This is a genomic window from Pseudoalteromonas nanhaiensis (genome assembly GCF_051235485.1).
Lineage (GTDB): Bacteria > Pseudomonadota > Gammaproteobacteria > Enterobacterales > Alteromonadaceae > Pseudoalteromonas > Pseudoalteromonas lipolytica_C.
Map to the genome: position 1 here is coordinate 1 of NZ_JBPNYQ010000038.1, position 22,300 is coordinate 22,300.

Below are 22,300 nucleotides of genomic sequence, written 5' to 3' on the forward strand. Positions count from 1 at the left end.
GTGAAAGTAGGACATCGCCAGGCTCCAAATTAAAGAAAGCCCGATTCGAAAGAGTCGGGCTTTTTTGCGTTTTAGCTATCCACACAACGTGCCCTGTTCAACCTACGGCAGGCTTTAAACTTTACTCTTGCTACTAAAAAAGCCCGTATTCTTCGGTTTCTTCAGCTTCATGGCGCATGAGGTGTTCTGGACGGAATATTGCGCTTGGATCTAACAACAGGCTATGTTTATTTTTCATTTTGATTAAACCACGCATCATATTTTTCGTCTGAGGATCAACATCGAAACCCACAGAGGTGAGCTGCTCTAATGGTTTAATATCTTCTTTTTTTACGTTTATGTTATCTTCAACTTGGTCAACTAACAGACCTATATGAGGCGTGATACCATCTTTTGTTGTGAAGATAATAATTGGCTTGTAATCAAGGATAATTTGTTCTCGGGCTGACTCAAATAATCTGACAAGTTGATTAAATACCTGACGTTTTTTTTCTTCAAAAACACTAATAACTTTTTCTTGAGGTTGGCTTTTCTGTAACTCTAATAATTCTCTGGCCATAGCATGTAGTTCACGATGAGGTGCATCGAACTTAACAATAATGCTGTGTAAATCCTCGTTATCTGTTTTGAAATTATTATACCAGCGGCCAAATTCACACTTATCAGGATCTGTTGATTTAGTGAATGGAGTGCCTGTTACTAAGCTGTGCTCCAGCGCATTTAGCCACTCTAGGTGCTCTTTTTCTCGTTCTACTAATAAATCTGAAAGTGCAGTGTTTGTATCACTTGTTGATTGGTTGTTTAAAACGATGCCTAAATCAAAGATAGGGGTGGGTGTATCCATGTAGTCTTTTACACCAATGAAGCTTTTATTTTCATTCGGCAAAGATGTCAAATTTCCTTCATAACGTTCAGTTAGAAGTATATCGAGAATTTTTAATGAAATGGTCTTTTGCCCGACACGAAAATTAATCAGATCCATATTTTCCTCAAAGCCTTGTTAAGTCTTTATAGCATAGAACATTATTGCTAATTAGTTGTAGTTAAATTTAATTACTTTTGTAGTATGAGCGATAGATTTTTTTTATCTTATCTTTATCGGGGTCACTAAACAGAGCGGCTAGCTCACTATCTCTGTCAAAGGTTTTGTTTAGCTGGATTAGTAAGCATTGATTATTTAGTGGTGTAGGGCATTCTTTTGCGGCTTCTACTAAAGCTGCTGCATTCAAATAGCCTTCAAAAATAATTCGATTAGGGGTCACATTATAAGGTTTGATATCTTCCTTAAAGCTATTACACCAGGCGTTTTCACATTTATTAGGGTTGGGGACCACTTCTGTGACCATTATATTTGCTGGGTGTTTTACAAGAGCAAATAAATCGTGACTAGAAACAAATGAAACGGATGTAAAGTCAGGTTTGAAACCTTGCTCATAGCTGGTATTTATAAATTCTGCTAGCGGTTGGTAGGTTCCTACCATACAAACAGCCGTTACTTCGCTTTGCTTCAGGGTTTCTAAGGCTTTCGATATATCTGAACTATTTCTTCTAAAACGAGCTACTTCGATAGGTTTGATGCCAAACTCTTCTAAAGCAGTGATTAAGTTGCTTTCAACCATGTAGCCAAATTCATCAGCTTGAATGATTAAGCCGATCTTTTGATGGTTACGTTCTTTTATCAAATAGTTTATCTGTTCAATAGCTTCATCTTGATAGCTAGCTCGTAAGTTAAACACATTGGGCATTGAGCTATTATGCAGAAAATCAGCGCCTGTAAACGGCATTAGAAAGGGAATGCGGTGCCTATCTAGTAATGGTTTTATGGCGTGAGCGGTGGGTGTTCCCATCGAGCCGAAAATCGCGTGAATTTTTTCGGTGTACAAAAACTGTCTTGTATTTACAACGGTGTTTTTTGGCTCATATCCATCGTCAGCGAGTATAAGATCTATATTCTGGCCATTGATCCCTTGGGTTTTGTTAACTTTATCGAAGTAAATTTTACTGCCTAGCGCAAGTTGCTCACCGATTTGTTTGGCAGGTCCTGTTAATGCGGTAGACATGCCTAACTTTATAGGGGGTTGCGTATGTTGCGCTAAGCTAGTTGTTGGTATCAACACCAGGGTTATTAAAAGGGCATTGAGTACTTTTAGTGTTAAGTGATTTATAGTGAGCATACCAACCTTTTACTGCGGTTATAAACTGTGAATCGAGTTCTTTACGGCCAGCAAAATTAGCTTCATAAATAAAGCTATTCACAGATGTCTGCTGTAATACTAGTCTAATAAGGATGAATTTTGTATTTTCATCTAATAATTTTAGACTAATTGGTGTGTGCCATATTAGTTGCCACAGTAAAGGTTGTATATTGAAAAGATTGAAATCATCACTGATTATTCGCTCTGCTCTAGTGGATAATGCAGTAGGGCAAGCAGTGCTTGGCAAATGCGATACTAATTGATCAACTAACTGCCAAGGTAAGCTTTTAAAGTGCCCTAACAATTGCACTGATATGTCTAACTTAAACTCATTAATGAGTTGCTGTACCAATGAACTATTTTGTTTGCAAAGTGATTTGATCACTAAAGCAGGGTGTTCAGCTGTTGCCTTATCATGACTAAAACCGAGTTTTACGACATGAAAGCCATTGTGCTGCCAGAATCTAACAAGCGATGCATTAGCACCAAAACTTGCCCCAAAATAGCTACAATTATCTAACTGTCTTTCGCAGTATTTTAATAAGGCTGAGCCAATTCCTTGCTGATGGCATTCGGGTGCTATCGCTATTCTTACAACCCGAGCAGAGACCTCTGTCAGAAAGTGTGAGTCTTTGCTTAGTTGAGTAAGTGTTTGTGCCATCAAATGGCCATGCGGACGACGCTGACCGGCTTTAACATGATCTGCTATATCTTTAGTCAGTCCACCTTCGAGAGCAACCAAGCAGACGCCTTTGAGCTCATCTGCTTGAGTGCAAATAAACAATTGTAATTCAGGCGCATCAAGTAATTGGCGTAAATCATTAACACTGGTTTGATAATGTGCCAAAGCAAGTAAGGCTATTATCTGGCCTAGCAGTTGCTCATTATCAACAAGTTGTTGTTTGCTTACTTGTGCAAAATTGAGAGATTGTTCTTTACTTGTGTGTAGGTACTTTGCATCGAGAAGTAATAGTTCGCGTAGGCTATTTTCGAGGGGGTCATGTTTAGCAAAACGAATTGGCTCATCCAAAGTAATAGTCTTTAGAGATTTATATTGGCTACGTAAGTAATGTAAAAAACGTAACGTGTAACCACGCCCATTCCCTTCGTAACCAACCATAGTGCTAGCAAATACGATTCGTGGATAACTTTTCAGGATCTGCAATAATAGTGGAACTGGAATCGCTGCTGCTTCGTCGACAAACAGCAGATCGCAATCAGGTTTTTCATTTAGCAGTATATCTGGCGCAATATAGCTAAGGTTAGCTAATTGCTTACAGTTTTGCTCTTTGCTAACACCAAGCTCAGCAGCTAAATGTTTAAAGCTTGTTTGTACAGCTTTGGCTTGGGTTGCACAAATAAGGATTTTTTTATCTTGAAGATTGGCTGCTGCAAGTCCTAAAGCCGCTGACTTACCACGACCTCGGTCGGCACTGATCACAAAAGGACGATTAGCGCGTCCTGTTGCGGTTTTAATAATTTGCTCAACACATGTTTGTTGTTGCTGAAAATTTATCTCAGCAGTTGCTGGTGATACTGATTGGTAAGCAGGGAGCGAGTGCTCAGTAAAATAATGTAGCTGCAACTTTAGCTTGGCGAATAAACGCTGATTAAAAAAGCTGTGTTGAATCACTTGGCCATAGGAGGTAATACTTGTGAGTGCAGGGTCTTGCCAATTACTATCATCAGGCAGCAATAGTATCAGTACACCTCCTGCTTTTACGGTGCCTGCAAGTGCGGCTAGTTTATCGGCATATAAGCCGCTAAAACCATCAAAAATTGCGTATTGAAACTCTTGACCAAGAATTTGGTGAGCATGTTTTGGAAACTCACTATTTGCTAATAATGAGCTGCTACTGAAAACATAGCTATTTTTAAGCGCTAATTGGTTTGCAAACTGATAGCACCAAGCTTCGCTTCCTTGCACTATGACAAGCTGGCGATGCTTTGCAATCACCAGCTCGTTGCACAGTGCTGTTAAATACTCATTATAAGGCTTGAAGTCTTGCATACTGTGTTACAAGCCATTTGCTGCCTAGGTCATCAAAGTTCACTTGAATACGTGACTGTGCGCCGCTACCTTCGTAATTGAGTACGGTACCTGCACCAAACTTGGCATGCAAGACGCGTTGACCTAAGTTAAAGCCGCTATCTTCAAATGCGGCATGTGTCACTGATGGACTAAAACGACCTGCTGCAGGTGGTCTTGAAACCTGTGTTTTAATACGAATTTCTTCGATACAGTCTTCAGGCATTTCACGTAAAAAGCGTGATGGGCTGTGGTATTTTTCTTGTCCGTATAAACGGCGACTTTCTGCGTGGCTAATGTATAGTTTTTCCATGGCGCGAGTCATACCGACATAACATAAACGGCGCTCTTCTTCTAAACGGCCAGACTCTTCATTACTTTGTTGAGATGGGAACATGCCTTCTTCAACACCGACCATAAATACCAACGGGAACTCTAGGCCTTTTGCTGAGTGCAGGGTCATCATTTGCACCGCGTCTTCGTGCTCGTCAGCTTGACCTTCGCCAGATTCTAGAGAGGTATATGCCAAAAAGCCCTGTAGTGGCGAGCTGAACTCTTCATCGTCAGGGAGTTCATATTGACCACAAGCACTAATAAGCTCTTCTAAGTTTTCTACCCGGGCACGGCCTTTTTCACCTTTTTCAGCTTGATACATTGCCATTAACCCTGAGGTTTGAATGGCGTATTTCGCTTGTTCTTCTAAAGTGAGATCGCTGATCTTATCTTCGATATGTTCAACAAGTTCTAAGAATTTAGTGACGGCACTTGCAGCTCGGCCAGATAAATGCTGTTGTTCGATAATTGCTTTTGCGGCATACCAAAGTGGCAATGATTCATTTCGCGCGCAATCACGAATGTGGCTTAGTGTTTTATCACCTATGCCACGGGCTGGGGTGTTAATAACGCGCTCGAAAGCTGCATCATCTTGACGGTTACCCACTAAACGTAGATACGAAAGTGCATCTTTGATCTCTTGACGTTCGAAGAAGCGCATACCGCCGTAAATACGGTATTTTAAACCTTCTTGTAGCATTGCTTCCTCGAGTACACGAGATTGTGCATTGTTACGGTATAAAATCGCGGCATCTTGTAATGCATTACCTGCATTTAGCCAGCTACGCAGTTTGCTGCTGACAAAGCGCGCTTCGTCTAATTCATTAAACGCAGCGTAAACAGAAATAGGCTCACCATCATTGCCGTCTGTCCAAAGGCTTTTGCCCATGCGTTCAGCATTATTTTTGATCAGCGCATTTGAGGCTTTCAAGATGGTTGCCGTTGAGCGGTAATTTTGTTCAAGGCGAATGGTTTCGGCTTCGAAGTCAGTTAAAAAGCGTTTGATATTTTCAATTTTTGCGCCACGCCAGCCATAGATACTTTGGTCATCATCACCCACAATCATAATACTGTTCGTATTACCCGCGAGTAGTTTTAACCAAGCGTATTGGATTGTATTAGTATCCTGAAACTCGTCTACTAGCATGTGAGCAAAACGCTGTTGATAGTGACGTAAAAGTGTTGGGTGGTTTTTAAGTACTTCGTAGCAGCGTAGCAGAATTTCGGCAAAGTCGACCAAACCTGCGCGATCACAAGCCTCTTGATATGCAGCGTAGACTTTCAGCATCATCTGCTCATTAATATCGTAGGCTTGAATGTCTTTAGGACGTAGACCTTCATCTTTTTTCGCGCTGATATACCAACCAAATTGTTTTGCTGGCCACTTTTTATCATCGATGTTCATCGCTTTAAGCAAGCGTTTGATCATACGTTGTTGATCGTCAGAATCTAAGATTTGAAAGCTTTCAGGCAAGTTCGCTTCACGGTGATGGGCGCGTAAAATGCGGTGAGATAAGCCATGGAAAGTGCCAATCCACATACCGCCAACCGGTGCTTTTAAGGTTTCTTCTACACGGGTGCGCATTTCTTTCGCGGCTTTGTTAGTGAAGGTTACCGCAAAGATGCTGTATGCAGAAGCTTGCTCAACTTGCATGAGCCATGCGATGCGATGAACAAGTACTCGAGTTTTACCAGAACCTGCACCTGCAAGTACTAGCATGTTTTGCAATGGGGCTGCGACTGCATCCCGTTGTTTATCATTTAAGCCATCGAGTAATTCAGAAACGTCCATCGTTACGCCTTTTCAATCTATAATGGGTGGAGTATAACAGGTGTTTATGCAAGGCTAAATAAAATACTGTTTTTATAAACAGCTATTTTGGCAAGTCATTAAAATTACGATATAAAAATTGTGAATTTGACCGATTTTTAGCAAAAAGAACTAAAATCAAAATAACGCTACTTTTTAACACTTTGATTTGTAAGTCATAATAAGTTGGCATAAAGTGTGTTTATAAAAAGTATAATCATTAAAAACTACAGAGGTTAGTATGGCAGAGCAAGGTTCTGGCGGTAATGTAATCGCAGCAATATGTAATATCTTTTTTCCTGGTTTAGGACAATTGGTACAAGGTCGTTTAATGGCGGCTATTGCATTCTTTTTAGCATGGGTGATTAGTGGTGCACTAATATATGTTGCAGTAGGTTTTATTTTACTGCCAATCGTATACCTATGGGCGATTATTGATGCTGCGCGCTTCAAATCGCGACTCTAGCTATTTTAAATAGCATAAATACGAGCGCCCGCATGGGCGCTCGTATTGTTTTAACCTTACAAAACTCGCCACGTCTAGCTGCAAACGGTATAATTAGCACATAACGTATTACGAGTACCCTTCATGGAATATCAATTTATCCGCGACCCAATTAGCGGTTTACGCATTAAAATTTCCTCTGAACATGCCGTCATAGGCCGTTGGCTAAACGAAGAAGTCGGTAAAGAAAAAATCGCGATGGTGCAAGCGTTGATCTCTGCGGTTAAGAGCAGCAATGAGCCATTAACTTTACAAGGTCAAGAAATTGATTTGATCTTAAGTAAAGATGAAGCGTTATTCGAAGCACATGCATTACATCAAGACAACGAAGACCTAGTTGCCTATCAAGATGATGATTTAATGCTTGAAGAAGAAGGTCTGTGCAGTGGCTGCGGCTTTGAAGACTTTGTTGATTTAATTGAATCTTGGCAAGAGTTTACACAAGGCCGATAAGCAGAAACATGTTCTGCTTATCGGTTGCCAATTTATTGCTCACTCACTGATTTAACAGCGGCTAGTAATAAATCTTCTGTTAAGCGTACTTTGTAATTTGGGTTAGCGTATTGAAAATGAACTAACCCATTTGTGTCTATCACGAATACAGCGGGTACTGGTAGCGCGACTTTCGCCTCACCCTCTAACGAGACAAAGTTAACCCCAAGCTTATTACGGTAAATCTTTGCTGTTTTGTCATCTAAATAAAACGCTAGACCTAACGTTTGCGCCAAAGTGAGGCTGTCGTCAGAAAGCAATTGATAGCTAGGAGCTGTAATTTTTGTTTCAGCGAGTTTTTCAGGGCTGTCTGGCGAAACGGCAATTAATTGCGCATTTAAATCTGCTAATTCTTTCTCAATTTTTTGTACGCTAGCCAATTGCTTTGAACAATATGGGCACCAACCGCCACGATAAACAATCAGCACCGTGGTTTTTTCTTTAAAGCGTTCAGTTAAAGACACTGTTTTGCCGTATTGGTCTTTTAATTCAATATTTGGCACCGTTAATCCTGGTAATAATGGACTGACTCGCTCAGCAGATTCGGCAATATTGGTCGCAGTTGCAGCGATAACTTGGCTTGATAGTACAAACAACGCGCTAATGAGTAGAGATTTAAACATGGGCTTCCTCGGTTATTTTTTTCAACTGCAAAGATGACCTGATTGTTGCGGGATTAATTTCATCTTTACCTACATCAAACTCAAATTTAACTGTAGTATATAGGCAAATAAAAAATGCAAGTTGGGATAAAGAATGTCTGCTAATTTACAAAAACTCGTTGTTATGCTCGAGATGCAAAATGCGATGAATACCAAAGTTCATGAGCAATGGTTTAGCCAAGGTTTTGAGTGGTATCGTGCAATTTGGGTTGAGTGTGCTGAAATGCTTGACCACTACGGTTGGAAGTGGTGGAAAAAACAAACCCCAGATACTGAACAAGTTATTTTAGAGTTAGTTGATATTTTCCATTTTGGTTTATCTTTACGTATTGATGGTGAAACCAGCTATGAGCAGTTAGCTGCGCAACTTGAAGCTGAGTTAAGTGCGCCAATTCAAGCTGATGACTTTAAACAAACACTCGAATTATTAGCCGCGTCAGCAGTCGCTGAAAAGAGTTTTAATGCAGCTGCATTTGCAGGTTGTATGGCGCAAATTGGTATGGATATCGATGATTTATACCGTGGTTATGTTGGTAAAAATACCTTGAACTTCTTCCGCCAAGATCATGGTTACAAAGACGGTAGTTATATCAAAGTCTGGAATGGCCAAGAAGATAACGAGCACTTAGTAGAAGTGGTTAAAAGCCTGGATACAGAGCATGCTGATTTTGCAAAACTTGTATACCAAGGCCTAGAGCAGCGTTACCCGAAGTAATTATTTAACGGGTATAAACTCGCGAAAATCGATGGTCGATAAAAAGCCATCGAACTGCTTATGCGGTTGCTGACTATCAGGGTTGGCAACCGCAAGTATATGGCCAATACCGAACTCTTTAGCCGCATCTAGCACGGCAGGGCTATCATCCACAAATAAAGTCCGTTCCTTATCAAACTGCCATTCTTGGTGTACTTGTTGCCACAATGGTTGATGCTCTTTACTCACGCCATATTGGTGAGTTGAGATAACCCCATCTAAGTAATTATCGATAGCCGTGTGTTCAAACTTTAACATGGCACAATCTGGGTGCGCGTTAGTAAGCATGATCAATTGCTTGCCTGCTTTTCTTAGCTCCGTTAAGAACGGCGGAACATCGTCACGAATTCTGATTAAATGTTGAATTTCACGTTTTAACGCCATAATCGGTAAATCAAGTTGCTGTTGCCAGTAATCTAAGCAGTACCAATTAATTTGCCCGTGAACTTGTTGATAACGATGTAAAATGTCAGCTTTTGCTTGGTCTAAACTGATTTTATGTTTACGCGCATATTGCTCGGGAATAACGGTTAGCCAAAAGTAATTATCAAAATGCAAATCGAGTAGGGTGCCATCCATATCTAACAACACAGTATCGATTTTTGACCAATTTAACATAGGCAATTCACTTTAAAAGATTTATGATGAGCATAACTGCCATGATAGCAAATTAATGCCAATGACACAGAAAAAGCATCCTACACCACCGCAAATTTTGTCTAATGAAGTTGTCGCTAAAAGTCGACTATTTACTGTTGAGTCTCTCGAATTGAAGTTCTCTAATGACGAGCAAAGGCAATACGAAAGAATTCGTGGCGGTGGCAGAGGGGCAGTGATGATTGTGCCAGTAACGGCCGATAATGAACTGCTATTAGTGCGAGAGTATTGTGCAGGCACCAATGATTATCAGTTGGGCTTTCCTAAGGGCTTAATTGACCCAGGCGAAACACCACAGCAAGCTGCAGATCGTGAGCTTAAAGAAGAAGTTGGTTTTGGCGCGAAGCACTTTGCTGAACTTAAAAAAGTCAGCATGGCACCGAGTTACTTTAATGCCACTATGCATATTTTGTACGCCGAAGATCTCTACCCTGAAACCTTACCTGGTGATGAGCCTGAACCGCTTGTCGTTGTGAAATGGCCAATAAGTGATTGGCAATCATTATTGCAACAAGAAGACTTTACCGAAGCACGAAGTGTCGCAGCTTTGCTATTATTAACAAAGTACTTAGAGTCGGGAGCAGGCAATGAATAATTTTTTAGAGCCGTGTATTCGGTTAGCTGAACAAGCTGGCGACGCTATAATGGCCATTTATCAACAGGATGATATAGGTGCTGAGCAAAAGTCAGATGATACGCCTGTTACTAAAGCTGATTTAGCCTCGAATGAGGTGTTGATGGCAGGCTTACAAGCATTAGCGCCTGATATTCCAATTATGTCAGAAGAAACACCTATTCCAGCGCTGGCAGATAGAAAAGATTGGCAGCGTTATTGGTTACTTGATCCAATGGATGGCACTGGCGAGTTTATTTTAGAAAGTGGTGATTTTGCAGTAAATATCGCTTTAGTTGAAAATAATCGCCCAGTGCTTGGCGTTATTCATTGGCCAGCGAAACAAGTGACTTATTTTGCTAGTTATCAAAATGGCGCGTTTAAACGTGAAAATGGCCAAGATCAGCAAATTTCGGTAGCAACGCCGGATAATTTAACCTTAGCTGTAAGCCGAAGACAAAAAATTGAAGCTGTTAGCCAATATTTAAATACCCAGTTTGCGACGGTTGCATTAGGTTCTTGTTCATTAAAAGCATGCATTATCGCGGAAGGTAAAGCTGATTGTTTTTTACGAATAGGGCCAACAGGTGAGTGGGATACAGGCGCGTCGCAAGTCATTGTTGAAGAAGCGGGTGGTTGCATCACGGACGCTGAATTCAATCCGTTAACTTACAATCAACGAGAAAGTACCGAGAATCCTGATTTTATTGTTATGGGGCACCCTGATTGGGAGTGGCAAAAAATGATTAGTCCACATCAGCGCGCATTTTAGTGAGGTTTTGTGTGCTTTTTGTTCGCTTAAGCCCGTATTTTGATTATAACGCTTGATTTCTAATTTTATTGCTATATTATAGCGCTCTCTTCGGAACAAGGCATCGTTAACATGCTCATGTTACTTAGAGATTACAGGCGCGGGATAGAGCAGAATGATAAATCATTCGTCGGACTCGCTAATCCTGAAGTCGAAGGTCGTCGGTTTAAATCCGGCTTCTGGGACTCTAAACATACAGGCGCGGGATGGAGCAGCCTGGTAGCTCGTCGGGCTCATAACCCGAAGGTCGTCGGTTCAAATCCGGCTCCCGCAACCAACTGAAATTATATAATAGGCACGCGAAAGCGTATTTTTTTATGCCTGAAATTCAGGTTCAGAGCCCGAAGGTCGTCGGTTCGCCCTCAAAATTCACAGCTCCCGCAACCAACTGAAATTAAAAATTAATATGTAATACTAGACACGCAAAAGCGTGTTTTTTTATGTCTGAAATTCAGGTTCAGAGCCCGAAGGTCGTCGGTTCGCCCTCAAAACTCACAGCTCCCGCAACCAACTGAAATTAAAAAATTAATATGTAATACTAGACACGCTATAGCGTGTTTTTTTGTGCCTGCAAAAAGTTGCTTTGCATCAACTGCTAATGTTAAATCCTTCTAACACCTTCCTGATAGCTTGATATCCACCCGTAAATTGATAAATGCTTTATAAAAATCAACTTAATTTATATGTATTAGCTTTTAGTAATAAATTATTATAATTAAAATTAAAAGAAGTGTTTTTTACTTATTTTTCATTCTTTTTGTCGTAATTTACTTACATATCAGAACTGACTGAACTAATCTTAAAGTATGGCTTTAGGCTGTACCTTGATAGGATCTCTTGTGTAAGTATTTGACGGGCAAACATGGCTCAATAACAGCTATGGTTAAAGCATCACTGAGATCCTAACCTCTTACAGTTCAGCTTTCCTTCCTTTGAGTTTTGGCAGCTGAGTATTCAGTTGCTTTTCTTTATTATGATAGTGGCTTTGTGCGAGTAATGAATCTTCGCTTAAAAGATAGAAAGGTTTATGTTACAACGTCAGTAATATTACTTTTTAGCTACAAACATGACTGAACTTTACCATTGGTTTGATTTATTTGGCGTAGCCGTGTTTGCGGTCTCAGGGACGCTACTGGCATATGATAAAAAGATGGATGGCTTTGGTGTTGTCGTATTAGCCACTGTTACTGCAATTGGTGGCGGCACAGTCCGCGACGTTATTTTAGACATTCCTGTTTTTTGGCTGCATGATCAAAGCTATTTTTGGGCTATTTTACTCTCGGTATTTATCACTACGCGTTTAATAAACAAACAGCGCTCTATTTCGCTAAGTGCACTACAGATTGCAGATGCATTTGGACTCGCGTTTTTTGCTGTTATGGGGGCTCAAAAAGCAATGCTTGCCGGTATGCCAGATACGACTTCGATTATTATGGGGGTTATCACGGCATGTTTTGGCGGAGTCATTCGCGATGTATTAGCAGGCAACATACCCATGCTGTTAAAAGGCGAGCTGTATGCGATAACATGTATCGCTGGTGGTATTGTTTACACAGTAAGTATTTCCCTAGGTTTAGTCACTGAGCTTGCCATGATTATGGCAATGTTAATGACACTGATGCTTCGTTTAGCTGCAATGAGGTGGCATTTAACGTTGCATGTTTTTAAATATCCTGACTAAACTGTATTCATGGATGAACTATAGGGACATATCGGATCGTGTCTTTAGCCCGAATTTTTTCTCGTGCTCAGGTTGGCGTGCAAGCTCCTGAAGTGATTGTTGAAGTGCATTTAGGTAATGGATTGCCAGCGTTTCATATTGCGTTCTTTTATGCCGTATGCTCTACTTTGTTGTATTAACGTCTTTAGCTGTGGCTATATACTATGAATAAAATCCCTGCCTACTCTTACATACGCTTCTCTAGTGAGCGACAAAATCAAGGTAATTCTCTTGAGCGTCAAGAACAACTATTAGCTAACTATTTATCTAATAATCCTCACATTGAACTACAGGATACATCTTACAAAGACTTAGGTGTGTCAGGTTATACAGGTAAACATAAATCGGCTGGCGCTTTAGGCGCGTTCTTGAGTGCATGTGAGCAGCAAAAAGTCCCTGTCGGTAGTTTTCTACTTGTTGAATCTATTGATAGATTAGGACGCTTACGCGGTGTTGAGTTCCTTGAGTTAATTATTGATCTTTTTAGGTATGTAACAGTTGTTACGTTAGAGGATAATCAGCGCTATGATTCTAAATCTTTTGATGGTCATGCTGCTTTTTCTCTACAAGCAAAGATACAGCAAGCACATAACTATTCTAAGCAACTCTCTGAACGTCTAATTATATCTAGAGAGGCTACCCGCACCAAACTACGAGAAGGTAAGACCAAAAAGTTAACTAAAAATTGCCCTGCTTGGCTTGAGTGGTCAGAAGAAGATGATTGCTTTATTGAATTAGCTGATAGAGTTAAAACGGTTAATAGAATATTCGAATTATATGCTTTAGAGGGATTGGGGACTACAGCTATAGCTAATAGACTAAATCGTGATGAGGTTAAATGTTTCAATGGTAAAGGATGGCATGGTAGCTATATTGCTAAAATTCTTTTTGATAGAAAAGTTATAGGTGAGTTGAAAAGTAAAAATGATGAAGTATTTTCAGGCTATTATCCTAAAATCATTTCTGTTGAGTTGTTCTTACTGACACAACAACAGAAAGAGGCAAGAAGTAAGAATTTCAGGGTTAAAAATAGTGAGAATGTTCAGCCGTTTGACATATATAACGGTATTGTTTTCTGTGATTGTGGAGCAGAAGCCAAATTATATAATAAAGGTTCAGGTAGCTATATCTATCAATGCAGGAATAGGGCGCGGGGTATGTGCCCTATCGGTAGTAGTGGCTTGAATAAATCAGACTTAGTTTTTCACTTTGGTCATGCCTTAGATGCTGCTCTAATTAATAATACTCGGAGAGAAAAGAAAAATTGGATTATGAATGATGCAAGAGATAATGCACTTGAGTTAGAGTCTCTAAAATCCGAAGAAGCAAATTTAAGAGATAAAATAACAACTGCATCTGAACTGGCTATAGATGCAGTCGACTCTGTAGAGAGAGAGAACTTAAAAAATAAGATTAACCTTTTAAGAAGTGAATTGGCTGACACTCAATTAAAGATTAAAGGGTTGCAAGAAAATGAGGTACTCAATAGATTGAATAAAACTTTTCTTATGACTGCAATTGGTGACCATGGAGTAGATTGGCGGCTGTACCTAGAAGGAGATACTAGGAGGATTGTTCCACTTTCTGATGCTATCAATCTTAATAAATGGCTTAAGTCAAAAGGCAATATCATAAAGCTACATTCTAATTTCCAATACTCACTGTATGAAAATAAAGATACTTTGATTATGACTATGAAAAAGCCGCATCGTTCTTCTAAAGCTATGACTAGTTATCTGTGGGATGGAGATTTATATATTTCAGTCGATGAAGATGGAGTTTTAACGTATGGAGACACATATGAAATTATAAAACTTATGGACTCTTCAGGTGATAGCCCTGTTCCAATCGATCCAAATATCTATATATTATAAAGTAATTATTAGCCTGTTTTTAACTACCTCTGCAATTAGACAAAGCACCTTTTTACTGTAGTATTATTACTGAATGATAAATGAACAAAGTGAGTTTGATATGGATTTCATAAAAGAACTTCTTAATAAAGCGAAAGTCTTTAAGGGTAGAGCTTTCAATACTATGTGTATGACCCTTCTATTTATTCTTATTTCTCCTACAGTTAGTGCAAACTTAGATAATGATATTAAGCTGTTCAAAAATTATTACTATGGGACACACATTGCCAATTTTAGGGAGAGCAAGGGATATTATGATTGTTCGCTTGAGCTTAAAAATAATGCTGTATGCTTAAGTGGTGTTGATTTCACCGATACAAGTTTTGAATTAGCTTTAATTTATGAAGATAAAAAGGTTGTGGGTGTCACTCTATTTAATCTTTTTACTAATGAGCTACACCAAAAACTGTTTGCTAACCTCATTAGAGGTTTCAATATGAGCGCAATTCAAGGGAAAGACGAGCTATTCGATATAATTAGTAAAAGTAAAAGTGAAAGTGAGAATAACTTTACAGATGAATTGGTTAAATTCGAAAACACAGCACTACATCAAGGAGAAATATCTTATATATTTATCGAAAAACACGCCAATTTCGCAAATGCTGATGATTATACGAGCGCTATCGTGTCAACACCAAAGAATATAAGAGCCATCGTATATAACATAACTACAGTAGAAGGTAATTCATATATAAGGTTAAGTTTTACACTCCCACAAATGGATTTAAAGAGACAAAGAGCTAATTTTCTCAACGCAAAAGAAGATTTTTAACTAAAATTTTAGAAAAGTATAAAAAGTGAGAAAGTCTGCTCGACTCACTTAGTGAGGGCTACAGCCAGTACTGGAAATATCGAGCTTATTTTGAAATATATGAGCTATATCAGGTGGTTAGCTGTTTTCTTATTCTATAGAATGTAGCACTACTACAGCCAGCTAGTTGCATAATCTCTTTAGCTGCTAGTCCTTTCTTAATGTATTCGTCAACTTTGTTGATTAGCTCTGTATTAGCTGGACGACCACCTTTGTCTAACTCTATGCCTTTTGCGGCTGCTAGCTCTTTAGCGCGCTTCTGGCCTTGTTTGATGCGTTCTACACGCTTTTCTTGGTCTAATCTCGCCATTGTTGCCATCAAGTCAACCAGCATATTGTTGATACAATCTAATACTTGCCCTGCGATTGAGCCGTCATTCACTTGATGAGTGGTTGGTAAGTCAGCAACTATCAATCGTAATCCTTTAGCTTTTAGTTGGTCTTTAAGAGTTTCATAATCTGGCTGTGAAAGGCGACTAAGACGGTCTACTGATTCTACAAGTAACACATCGCCAGCGTTAGATTCTTCTAATAGCTTGTTAAGCACTGGGCGGTGAAGTTTAGTACCTGTATAGTTTTCGATGTAAGTTTCAACAATAGTTAGCCCAAGTTCTTGTGCTTTATCTTCTAATAGACTTTTAGCGCGTTCTGCATCTTGCTCTTTTGTCGATGCTCTTAGATAAATTCTCGTATTCATAATATGCCCTTGGATTCTCATTAACTTAGTTTGAATAGTAAACCTTATGAGAATTCTTGTAAACATATTTTCCGTATATGTTATGAAGTGAAAATTAGCATGGTTGGCTGTGGTGGGGAGAGTATCGAAAACTTTATAGTCTTATGATAGAGATTACCTGTAACAATCCACCAGCAATTAAACCAATATATTCAATAACTTAAATACATATTGTATAAATTATGAACGAGTATAATAATGTTGTTTTAGTGTATAGCTAGTGGAAAGTTATTATTTTTCAGATGGTTACGGGGTTTACAGTTGTGTTTAATAAGGTTGATTATTTTTTAAGCGCGCTGGGCTTTGATGCCGTTTGCCATTTGTTTAGCATATCACTCATAAATTGACCTGCTGTTTTACTGACAGATGATGATTTGAATTTATCTAAATCTGTACCTTTTCTATTTTTACATAGATAACTCGCCCAAAACATAGCTTGGCTAATTGATTCAAAATTATGCTTGTTAATGAGATGCTGATACTTCTCAATGCCATATTCTTCGTTTGTTTTGTAGTGTACTAAGCCCTTTTTATATAACTCTAAATCTAGTAAATCATCATTCACAATGAATTGATGGTTGATTGCGTGTTTCCAAGCTTCTTCAATAAGGTTTATTACACCTATGGCAGTATTAACATTGCTATCAGTAAATGTCATAAAATGAATGTGACACTTTTTGGATTTCTCTTTTTCAATCGTTGCAATGTAGAATAGCTTTCTGCGTTTGTTATTGTTAAGTCGCCAGTCTCTATCTAGCTTATCTTTGAATCGCTTGTATAAATCTTTTATGTCAATTTCAGCGGGGAAATCATCTGGTAATGTTATTGTGAAATGTTGCTGCAAAACACTTGAGTAACAATATTCTAAAGCGCTGGCGATAGTTAAGTAAGTTTTGCTGAGTCTTTTCTCTATTAAATTACCTGTTCCGTTTTTATCAAGTGAGTTATTTACAGCTAACGTATTGTAAGTTTCACAATGATAAAAGCGTCTTTTATATGTTCGTTTACTAGATTTGTTACCCATTAAATAAACTCCTTTTTAAAGGTAATTACTATTGAGAAGTAGGTAGTTATTACAAGATCCAAAAGAATTTTTAGGATACTTTTATATGCTTATTTACCAAGTTGTAATGGCTCTATAGCCCATATAACAAAAGGGCGTAACTCAAAAACTTGCATGTGGTTCACGATATAATATCATAAATGGAGTTGGTGACACATTGAATGGCTTAAAAATTAACTTTTATCGGAAAGTTTAGTGATACTAGCTGTACGATTCTTAACTTCGAGAACCCCGACTTCTCTAATGCTAATGCAAAAGCATACGCTGGCGGTGTATTGGTAGTGAAGTCATACCCTAAATATTCCAGTAGAGCTTTAATATTTGTTTTGTTATCTGACATAGTGAATATTCCTCGTTTATATAAAAACAAAGCCCTCAGAAGTGATTCTAAGAGCTTTTTAGTATATTGGTGTTAGTTGTATTGGTGAGTGCTTTAAAATTCGTTACAGAGCATTACAGGGGCTTTAATCTAGTAAGCTGAGCAATGTTTCTTTAAGTTTTGCTGCTTGTTGTTTTTCTTGTACTTGTTTTGCTGCTACTTGTTTCTGCTCATGCTCAAACAATAAGTTCTCTACATATTCTTGCTTGACGGCATCGAGCTCTGACTCATACTTTTGCTTAACTTGCTTTTCAATACGCTCTAAATCTGCGGATTGTACTGACAGTGGTTTTGTATATGCAATTCTGTATGTACCACCTGAGACAACGGTTGTTCGTTGATAGTCAATATCACAATCTTTTAATTCTGTTGTTAAAGCTTTAACTGCATCAGAAAAGTTTCTGAATGGTAATATAACAAGTGCATTAGAATCTTTATCCCCAAGATTGGGGTAACTCTTTAAATAACTTATATGAGCGTTATTGATACGTTTGGCGAGTTCTTGCTCATCTACTTGCCAAGCTTGTTTATGTTCTTCTAAAAGTTTCTGTAGTGCGCTTGGTAACTTCTTACTCATCAGCACCTCCAGCGATTGCTGAAATGACTTTGTTTAATGGCACACCATCGTTAAGCAATGACAGGGCTTTCAAGTATTTGCCACGCTGAGAAGCGTCTACATCAATGTCTAGATCTCTGAGTACGTCTTTTAGAGAAGTATGGTGCTTAATCACTTCTGAGCAAAGTAGCTTACCTGTATGAAGTGAATAAATATTCTTTAAGGTTGTTGTAATCTCAAATGTTGTCATGTTTGTTTTACCTTTTGTTTTTATGAATAAAGCGCACAAAACCACCTGCCTATGTCGTTAGTTAGTTGAGGAAACAGATGGTTTGTGCTGAAAGTGGGAGAGTTGTTTTGAACTGATTAGGGGTATCAGTGTTTATAATTAATATTATATACCAATGTGAATACTTATGCAAATAAGGTGGGTGTTTGGTGGTTTTTATTCATTTTTATTGTGGCGGTGATGACTATAGTTATTGCTTTTTATTATTATTTTTTCATATGGCTTAAAAGAATGCTTTTCATATTGTTGGTCTTCCTGAAGCCTCAGTAAAAGAAGCCAAAGACCGTGTACGTAGCGCGCTCGAAAACTCGCAGTTTGGCTTTCCTGATCAACGTATAACCGTTAATCTTGCGCCCGCTGATTTACCAAAAGATGGCGGGCGATTTGACTTAGCCATAGCAGTAGGGATTCTAGTCGCTTCTGGACAGATCACCTGCAACGACATACATCGTTATGAATTTTATGGTGAGCTTGCCTTAAACGGTGAAGTGAGAGGTGTGAATGCTATCTTACCTTCAGTGTTGGGTGCTAAAGAGCAAGGGCGCTGTTGCTTTTTACCTGTCGAAAACGATAACTTAGCTAGTTTAGTTTCTGGCGTATCACGAAAAGCGGTTTATTCATTACAAGATGTCTGGAACGACTTACTAAATCAACAACCTCTGCCTTTGAATATCCACTACCCAGAGCAGCAGCCAAACCGAGAGTCGTTACTTGATCTAAGTGATGTGAAAGGGCAGCCCGGCGCAAAAAGAGTGTTAGAAATCGCTGCCGCTGGTGGACATAACTTACTTTTTCTTGGCCCCCCTGGTACAGGAAAATCAATGCTCGCACAGCGTATGCCGACGATTATGCCTACCATGTCTGACGAAGAAGCCATTAGTACCGCAGCATTATATTCGATTATAGGTCAATCGGTAGATCTATCAAATTGGCGCGAGCGACCATTTCGAAATCCACACCACACAGATAAGATAAACAAAAAACAGACATATCATTAAGAAAAAAACAAATGGACATATTTGTTATTTAAGGAAAAAGCATTGAAATGTTAGTTATTTACTTGTAGTTTTTCTAAGTGTTTTTAGAAAGAGCAATAAAAGATGAGGCTTTCTAAGTTAAATTTGCTGAGTAAAAAAAACTGCAAATCAAGAGTACTAATAATTCCAGAGTTTAAAATTTCCGATGTTTCTTTAGTTAATGGTTCTGTTGAGTACCTTCATAAGAAGAGAGAGTTGCAGACATATAACCATTTCTCTATTGTACTTTTGCATGATAATTCCCCTTGGGAAGAAGCAAATCGGTTTTGATAAGCTTAATCAAAGATAAAGACTGCTATTTAAAGCCACCTTCTCATCAAAACTTATATCGAAAAGCTCTTGCCTTAAAAAAATTTGCAGACTTTATAGTATCTGAAAACATTGATTATAAAGAATGTAATTCAAGAGCGAGAAGCCCCTTGAGAAGGTTTAGATTTGAATTGAATGATAAGGTTATGAGAAGGGTACTTTCTGCGAATACAGCAAAACTGTATATGTCAAATCTAGTTAAGTTTTATCAATTTCTAATAAGTTATGAAGGTGTACGATTCACCTTTCCTCCTTGGGAAGAAAAAGAGCATTATATTTCCTACTATAATGTTCAAGGAAGAGGGGTAAGTAAGGCTGTAAGGTCCTACGATGTAGCTAAATTTCCTGGTACCAATCGAGCTGAAATTGAAACTGCTGCATATGAAGGAAAAATTATTGATGGAGGGATGCTTCGGCCTCTAGATAAAGAAGAACAACTAATACTGGTTGATGCTTTAAAAGAAATTAACCATATAGAAATGACATTGATTCATCTTCATGGGCTATTATCAGGTGCAAGAAAGCAAACAATTTTAACTTATAGAAGAAACCAGTTTCTTGGTGAGCCAAAGCCTAACCAATTTGGAATGGTGTGCTTACATGCAGGAGGAAGTTCAAACTCTCGATTGATTGCAGATTGTAAAGATAGTCGGAATATGAATAAATCTGAATTAATCTGGATGCCTGTTGAGCTTTATTATAAGACTCAGTTATATATTAAATCACCTAGAGCTTTAACTAGGTTGGAAAAAGCGAAAGGAAAATATAAGAGTATAAATTCTGACGACCAATATGTTTTTCTTTCAAAATTCGGCAATCCACTTTATATCGGCAAAGCTGATATTTATAGAGGGAGTTTCAAGCAACCACCAAACGGCCAAGCTTTGGAAACCTTCATAAATAAACAATTAAAACCTATTCTCAAACGGAAAGGTTTCCAAAATCATTATAAATTTCATGATACAAGAGCAACTGCCGGTATGAACTATGTGAGGTTCGGGTTAGAACTTTTTAATAAGTCAGAAGCTGGCCTTTCAAAGTCTCAGGTCTTTGAGGAGACTTTCCGACTTGTACACAAGCTTTTGAATCATTCTAGTTTAAAAACTACAGAGCAATATCTTACATTTGATGGGAAGTTTAGTTTAATTTCTGAGGTTCAAAATTCTTACGAAAAGCACCTCAAGTTACTGATGGATGGTTTGATATGAAAGAGGATGCTCCTTTATATAGCTATACTAAATTAAAAACTAATTTAATTAGTTTAGAGGAGCTACAAAATTTATTTAATCAGGATTCTCATCTAGATAAATTGAATAGACTAGATAACATCATTATCCAGTTAGATGTAAAACTATCACTTGTTGATTTTTGTTACCAGTTATCTAAAAAAAACCGGTTAGATAGTACAGAAGCCTATGTTGTTGATAACTCACTCCTATCAAACCATAAAGTGATAGTTAAGTCTGTTCTATCTTTAGTAAATAGAATGCATCAAGACTTAAAGCAGAAAAGTACAATCTATTATCAATGTAGATATATTCTCAATTATATTCGATGGTGCATAAAGGAGAGTTTTCCGGAAACCCCCAACCAAGCAAAGTTATCTTTTATTAATTATTTACATTATTTAAGAAATGAAATAGCACTATATGACAAAGCTAAAAAACTGGGGATATCAAGCCTTCAGGCAAGGGCCAGACAAAATAGCTCATTACTTTTTCTGGAGGAGGTATTTAGTGAGAGTTGCGATAAAGTATTTTTTGAAAACGGAGTTCAGCTCATTTCTGAAAACCGGAATCAACTTACCTCAGGAAAGACTATAAGCAATGAAAAATTAAACAAGCAATTCACTTTCTACACTCAATTATTCCGACAACTCACAGATATTCTATTGAAACCAGAAACTCTGCCTTCAAAAGTTATCTTACTTGATAAGGAAATCTGGCTAGCGCCATATGCTTATGCATTATTTACTAGTAATAAGAAGGCTGGGGCTGCATTTAACTACAAAGATGGACGCTTTTATTCAATAGAAGAGTTATGCTCCTTATATAGTATAAAGAAACATAAGGCTAATTCAATATCAACAAAAGGCAATGAAGCATTTGAACGAGCACAAAAGGTTGATTCAAAAGTCAGACAGCTACTGATTGGTTATTCATTGAAAGCTTATTTTATGCATTTTCTATTTTTAACGGGCATGAATGATTCTTCCGCAGCGAGGATATATTTTAATGAAGACTACGAACTTACCAAGAGTTCAATGTTTTTTACGTCAGTAAAAATGAGAGCTAATGGAAAGAAGGTTAAATTTGAAATTCAAAATGAGTTTAAAGATGACTTTAGATTATATTTAAGGTTGAGAAAGCATGTTCTTGAAAACTTTACTCATACTAAAAATGAATCTGATAGGTTGTTTTTAGCTAGTGTAGAACGGAAAGTGAGGATTCATCCTTTACAAGGTGGTGCGTCTTATAAATCACGGCAAAGCTTGAGTATTGCATTTAATATAGACTTTTTAGATGCTACATCTAGCATGATAAGGCTAAGTGTAGTGGCATAGTTAATTTGGCCACCCATTAAGAAAGAAATGTTATGCTAATAAGCATACAAATTTGGGTGTAAA

At 38.2% G+C, this 22,300-nt stretch carries 21 protein-coding genes, 1 tRNA gene and 1 pseudogene; 13 read left to right on the plus strand and 10 right to left on the minus strand.

Translation table 11 applies throughout. From position 1 onward, the window contains the following. Nucleotides 1-133 precede the first annotated feature (133 nt). From ACSFVZ_RS19730 to uvrD, 4 genes are all read right to left on the minus strand, one after another. Nucleotides 134-982 (minus strand): CZB domain-containing protein, encoded by an 849-nt coding sequence (locus tag ACSFVZ_RS19730; RefSeq protein WP_138558122.1) that lies wholly within the window; start codon nt 980-982, stop codon nt 134-136. A 67-nt stretch (nt 983-1,049) separates the two neighbouring features. Continuing rightward, nucleotides 1,050-2,174 carry an ABC transporter substrate-binding protein gene (locus ACSFVZ_RS19735; RefSeq protein WP_290442525.1) on the minus strand — a complete coding sequence of 375 codons (1,125 nt, stop codon included), beginning with the start codon at nt 2,172-2,174 and terminating at the stop codon, nt 1,050-1,052. Further along, nucleotides 2,098-4,206, minus strand: coding sequence for a GNAT family N-acetyltransferase (locus ACSFVZ_RS19740; RefSeq protein ID WP_435559463.1), 2,109 nt, complete (start codon nt 4,204-4,206; stop codon nt 2,098-2,100). The genes ACSFVZ_RS19735 and ACSFVZ_RS19740 overlap by 77 nt, the downstream gene beginning before the upstream one ends. Continuing rightward, nucleotides 4,184-6,349, minus strand: a complete 2,166-nt coding sequence (uvrD, locus tag ACSFVZ_RS19745) for a DNA helicase II (protein WP_435559464.1) — start codon at nt 6,347-6,349, stop codon at nt 4,184-4,186. The genes ACSFVZ_RS19740 and uvrD overlap by 23 nt, the downstream gene beginning before the upstream one ends. Nucleotides 6,350-6,608: 259 nt before the next feature. Here uvrD and ACSFVZ_RS19750 point away from each other — a divergent pair, with 259 nt between their 5' ends. Both ACSFVZ_RS19750 and ACSFVZ_RS19755 read left to right on the plus strand, forming a co-directional pair. Beyond that, nucleotides 6,609-6,833 carry a hypothetical protein gene (locus ACSFVZ_RS19750; RefSeq protein WP_054554878.1) on the plus strand — a complete coding sequence of 75 codons (225 nt, stop codon included), beginning with the start codon at nt 6,609-6,611 and terminating at the stop codon, nt 6,831-6,833. A gap of 123 nt (nt 6,834-6,956) precedes the next feature. Continuing rightward, nucleotides 6,957-7,325, plus strand: coding sequence for a YacL family protein (locus ACSFVZ_RS19755; RefSeq protein ID WP_135923188.1), 369 nt, complete (start codon nt 6,957-6,959; stop codon nt 7,323-7,325). A gap of 32 nt (nt 7,326-7,357) precedes the next feature. Here ACSFVZ_RS19755 and ACSFVZ_RS19760 read toward each other — a convergent pair whose 3' ends face one another. Next, nucleotides 7,358-7,987: a peroxiredoxin-like family protein gene (locus tag ACSFVZ_RS19760; RefSeq protein ID WP_135923189.1), complete on the minus strand. Its 630-nt coding sequence runs from the start codon at nt 7,985-7,987 to the stop codon at nt 7,358-7,360. Between the two features lie 133 nt (nt 7,988-8,120). Between ACSFVZ_RS19760 and ACSFVZ_RS19765 the strand changes: the two genes are divergently transcribed. Next, nucleotides 8,121-8,741 carry a dUTP diphosphatase gene (locus ACSFVZ_RS19765; protein WP_235384116.1) on the plus strand — a complete coding sequence of 207 codons (621 nt, stop codon included), beginning with the start codon at nt 8,121-8,123 and terminating at the stop codon, nt 8,739-8,741. On the opposite strand, the gene yrfG is transcribed toward ACSFVZ_RS19765, so the two are convergent. Further along, entirely contained in the window at nt 8,742-9,398 is a 657-nt protein-coding gene (gene yrfG, locus ACSFVZ_RS19770) for a GMP/IMP nucleotidase (RefSeq protein WP_135923191.1), read from the minus strand. A gap of 61 nt (nt 9,399-9,459) precedes the next feature. Here yrfG and nudE point away from each other — a divergent pair, with 61 nt between their 5' ends. The 7 genes from nudE to ACSFVZ_RS19805 all read left to right on the plus strand — a co-directional run bounded on the left by nudE (nt 9,460) and on the right by ACSFVZ_RS19805 (nt 15,266). Then, nucleotides 9,460-10,032 (plus strand): ADP compounds hydrolase NudE, encoded by a 573-nt coding sequence (gene nudE, locus ACSFVZ_RS19775; protein ID WP_171040476.1) that lies wholly within the window; start codon nt 9,460-9,462, stop codon nt 10,030-10,032. Next, nucleotides 10,025-10,822 (plus strand): 3'(2'),5'-bisphosphate nucleotidase CysQ, encoded by a 798-nt coding sequence (cysQ, locus tag ACSFVZ_RS19780; RefSeq protein WP_135923193.1) that lies wholly within the window; start codon nt 10,025-10,027, stop codon nt 10,820-10,822. The genes nudE and cysQ overlap by 8 nt, the downstream gene beginning before the upstream one ends. Nucleotides 10,823-11,061: 239 nt before the next feature. Further along, nucleotides 11,062-11,138 (plus strand) — tRNA-Met (locus tag ACSFVZ_RS19785). Between the two features lie 789 nt (nt 11,139-11,927). Beyond that, nucleotides 11,928-12,542, plus strand: a complete 615-nt coding sequence (locus ACSFVZ_RS19790) for a trimeric intracellular cation channel family protein (protein WP_135923194.1) — start codon at nt 11,928-11,930, stop codon at nt 12,540-12,542. A 38-nt stretch (nt 12,543-12,580) separates the two neighbouring features. Next, nucleotides 12,581-12,721 carry a hypothetical protein gene (locus ACSFVZ_RS19795; RefSeq protein ID WP_435559473.1) on the plus strand — a complete coding sequence of 47 codons (141 nt, stop codon included), beginning with the start codon at nt 12,581-12,583 and terminating at the stop codon, nt 12,719-12,721. Between the two features lie 24 nt (nt 12,722-12,745). Continuing rightward, nucleotides 12,746-14,455, plus strand: a complete 1,710-nt coding sequence (locus tag ACSFVZ_RS19800) for a recombinase family protein (RefSeq protein ID WP_435559465.1) — start codon at nt 12,746-12,748, stop codon at nt 14,453-14,455. Between the two features lie 73 nt (nt 14,456-14,528). After that, nucleotides 14,529-15,266 (plus strand): hypothetical protein, encoded by a 738-nt coding sequence (locus ACSFVZ_RS19805; RefSeq protein WP_435559466.1) that lies wholly within the window; start codon nt 14,529-14,531, stop codon nt 15,264-15,266. A gap of 109 nt (nt 15,267-15,375) precedes the next feature. On the opposite strand, the gene ACSFVZ_RS19810 is transcribed toward ACSFVZ_RS19805, so the two are convergent. The 4 genes from ACSFVZ_RS19810 to ACSFVZ_RS19825 all read right to left on the minus strand — a co-directional run bounded on the left by ACSFVZ_RS19810 (nt 15,376) and on the right by ACSFVZ_RS19825 (nt 18,289). Further along, a complete protein-coding gene (locus tag ACSFVZ_RS19810; RefSeq protein WP_435559467.1) occupies nt 15,376-16,002 on the minus strand; it encodes a recombinase family protein in 627 nt (208 codons plus the stop codon). A 319-nt stretch (nt 16,003-16,321) separates the two neighbouring features. Beyond that, complete coding sequence (locus ACSFVZ_RS19815) at nt 16,322-17,065, minus strand: YagK/YfjJ domain-containing protein (RefSeq protein ID WP_435559468.1); 744 nt, start codon at nt 17,063-17,065, stop codon at nt 16,322-16,324. Between the two features lie 503 nt (nt 17,066-17,568). Continuing rightward, nucleotides 17,569-18,060, minus strand: a complete 492-nt coding sequence (locus ACSFVZ_RS19820; protein ID WP_435559469.1) for a hypothetical protein — start codon at nt 18,058-18,060, stop codon at nt 17,569-17,571. Further along, entirely contained in the window at nt 18,053-18,289 is a 237-nt protein-coding gene (locus ACSFVZ_RS19825) for a hypothetical protein (protein WP_435559470.1), read from the minus strand. The genes ACSFVZ_RS19820 and ACSFVZ_RS19825 overlap by 8 nt, the downstream gene beginning before the upstream one ends. Nucleotides 18,290-18,561: 272 nt before the next feature. On the opposite strand from ACSFVZ_RS19825, the pseudogene ACSFVZ_RS19830 reads away from it, so the two are divergent. The 3 genes and pseudogenes from ACSFVZ_RS19830 to ACSFVZ_RS19840 form a co-directional block, all read left to right on the plus strand. Next, a pseudogene (locus tag ACSFVZ_RS19830) lies at nt 18,562-19,293 on the plus strand (magnesium chelatase domain-containing protein); the annotation flags it as partial. Between the two features lie 338 nt (nt 19,294-19,631). After that, a complete protein-coding gene (locus ACSFVZ_RS19835; RefSeq protein WP_435559471.1) occupies nt 19,632-20,882 on the plus strand; it encodes a site-specific integrase in 1,251 nt (416 codons plus the stop codon). Beyond that, nucleotides 20,879-22,237 (plus strand): hypothetical protein, encoded by a 1,359-nt coding sequence (locus tag ACSFVZ_RS19840; RefSeq protein ID WP_435559472.1) that lies wholly within the window; start codon nt 20,879-20,881, stop codon nt 22,235-22,237. The genes ACSFVZ_RS19835 and ACSFVZ_RS19840 overlap by 4 nt, the downstream gene beginning before the upstream one ends. Nucleotides 22,238-22,300 lie beyond the last annotated feature (63 nt).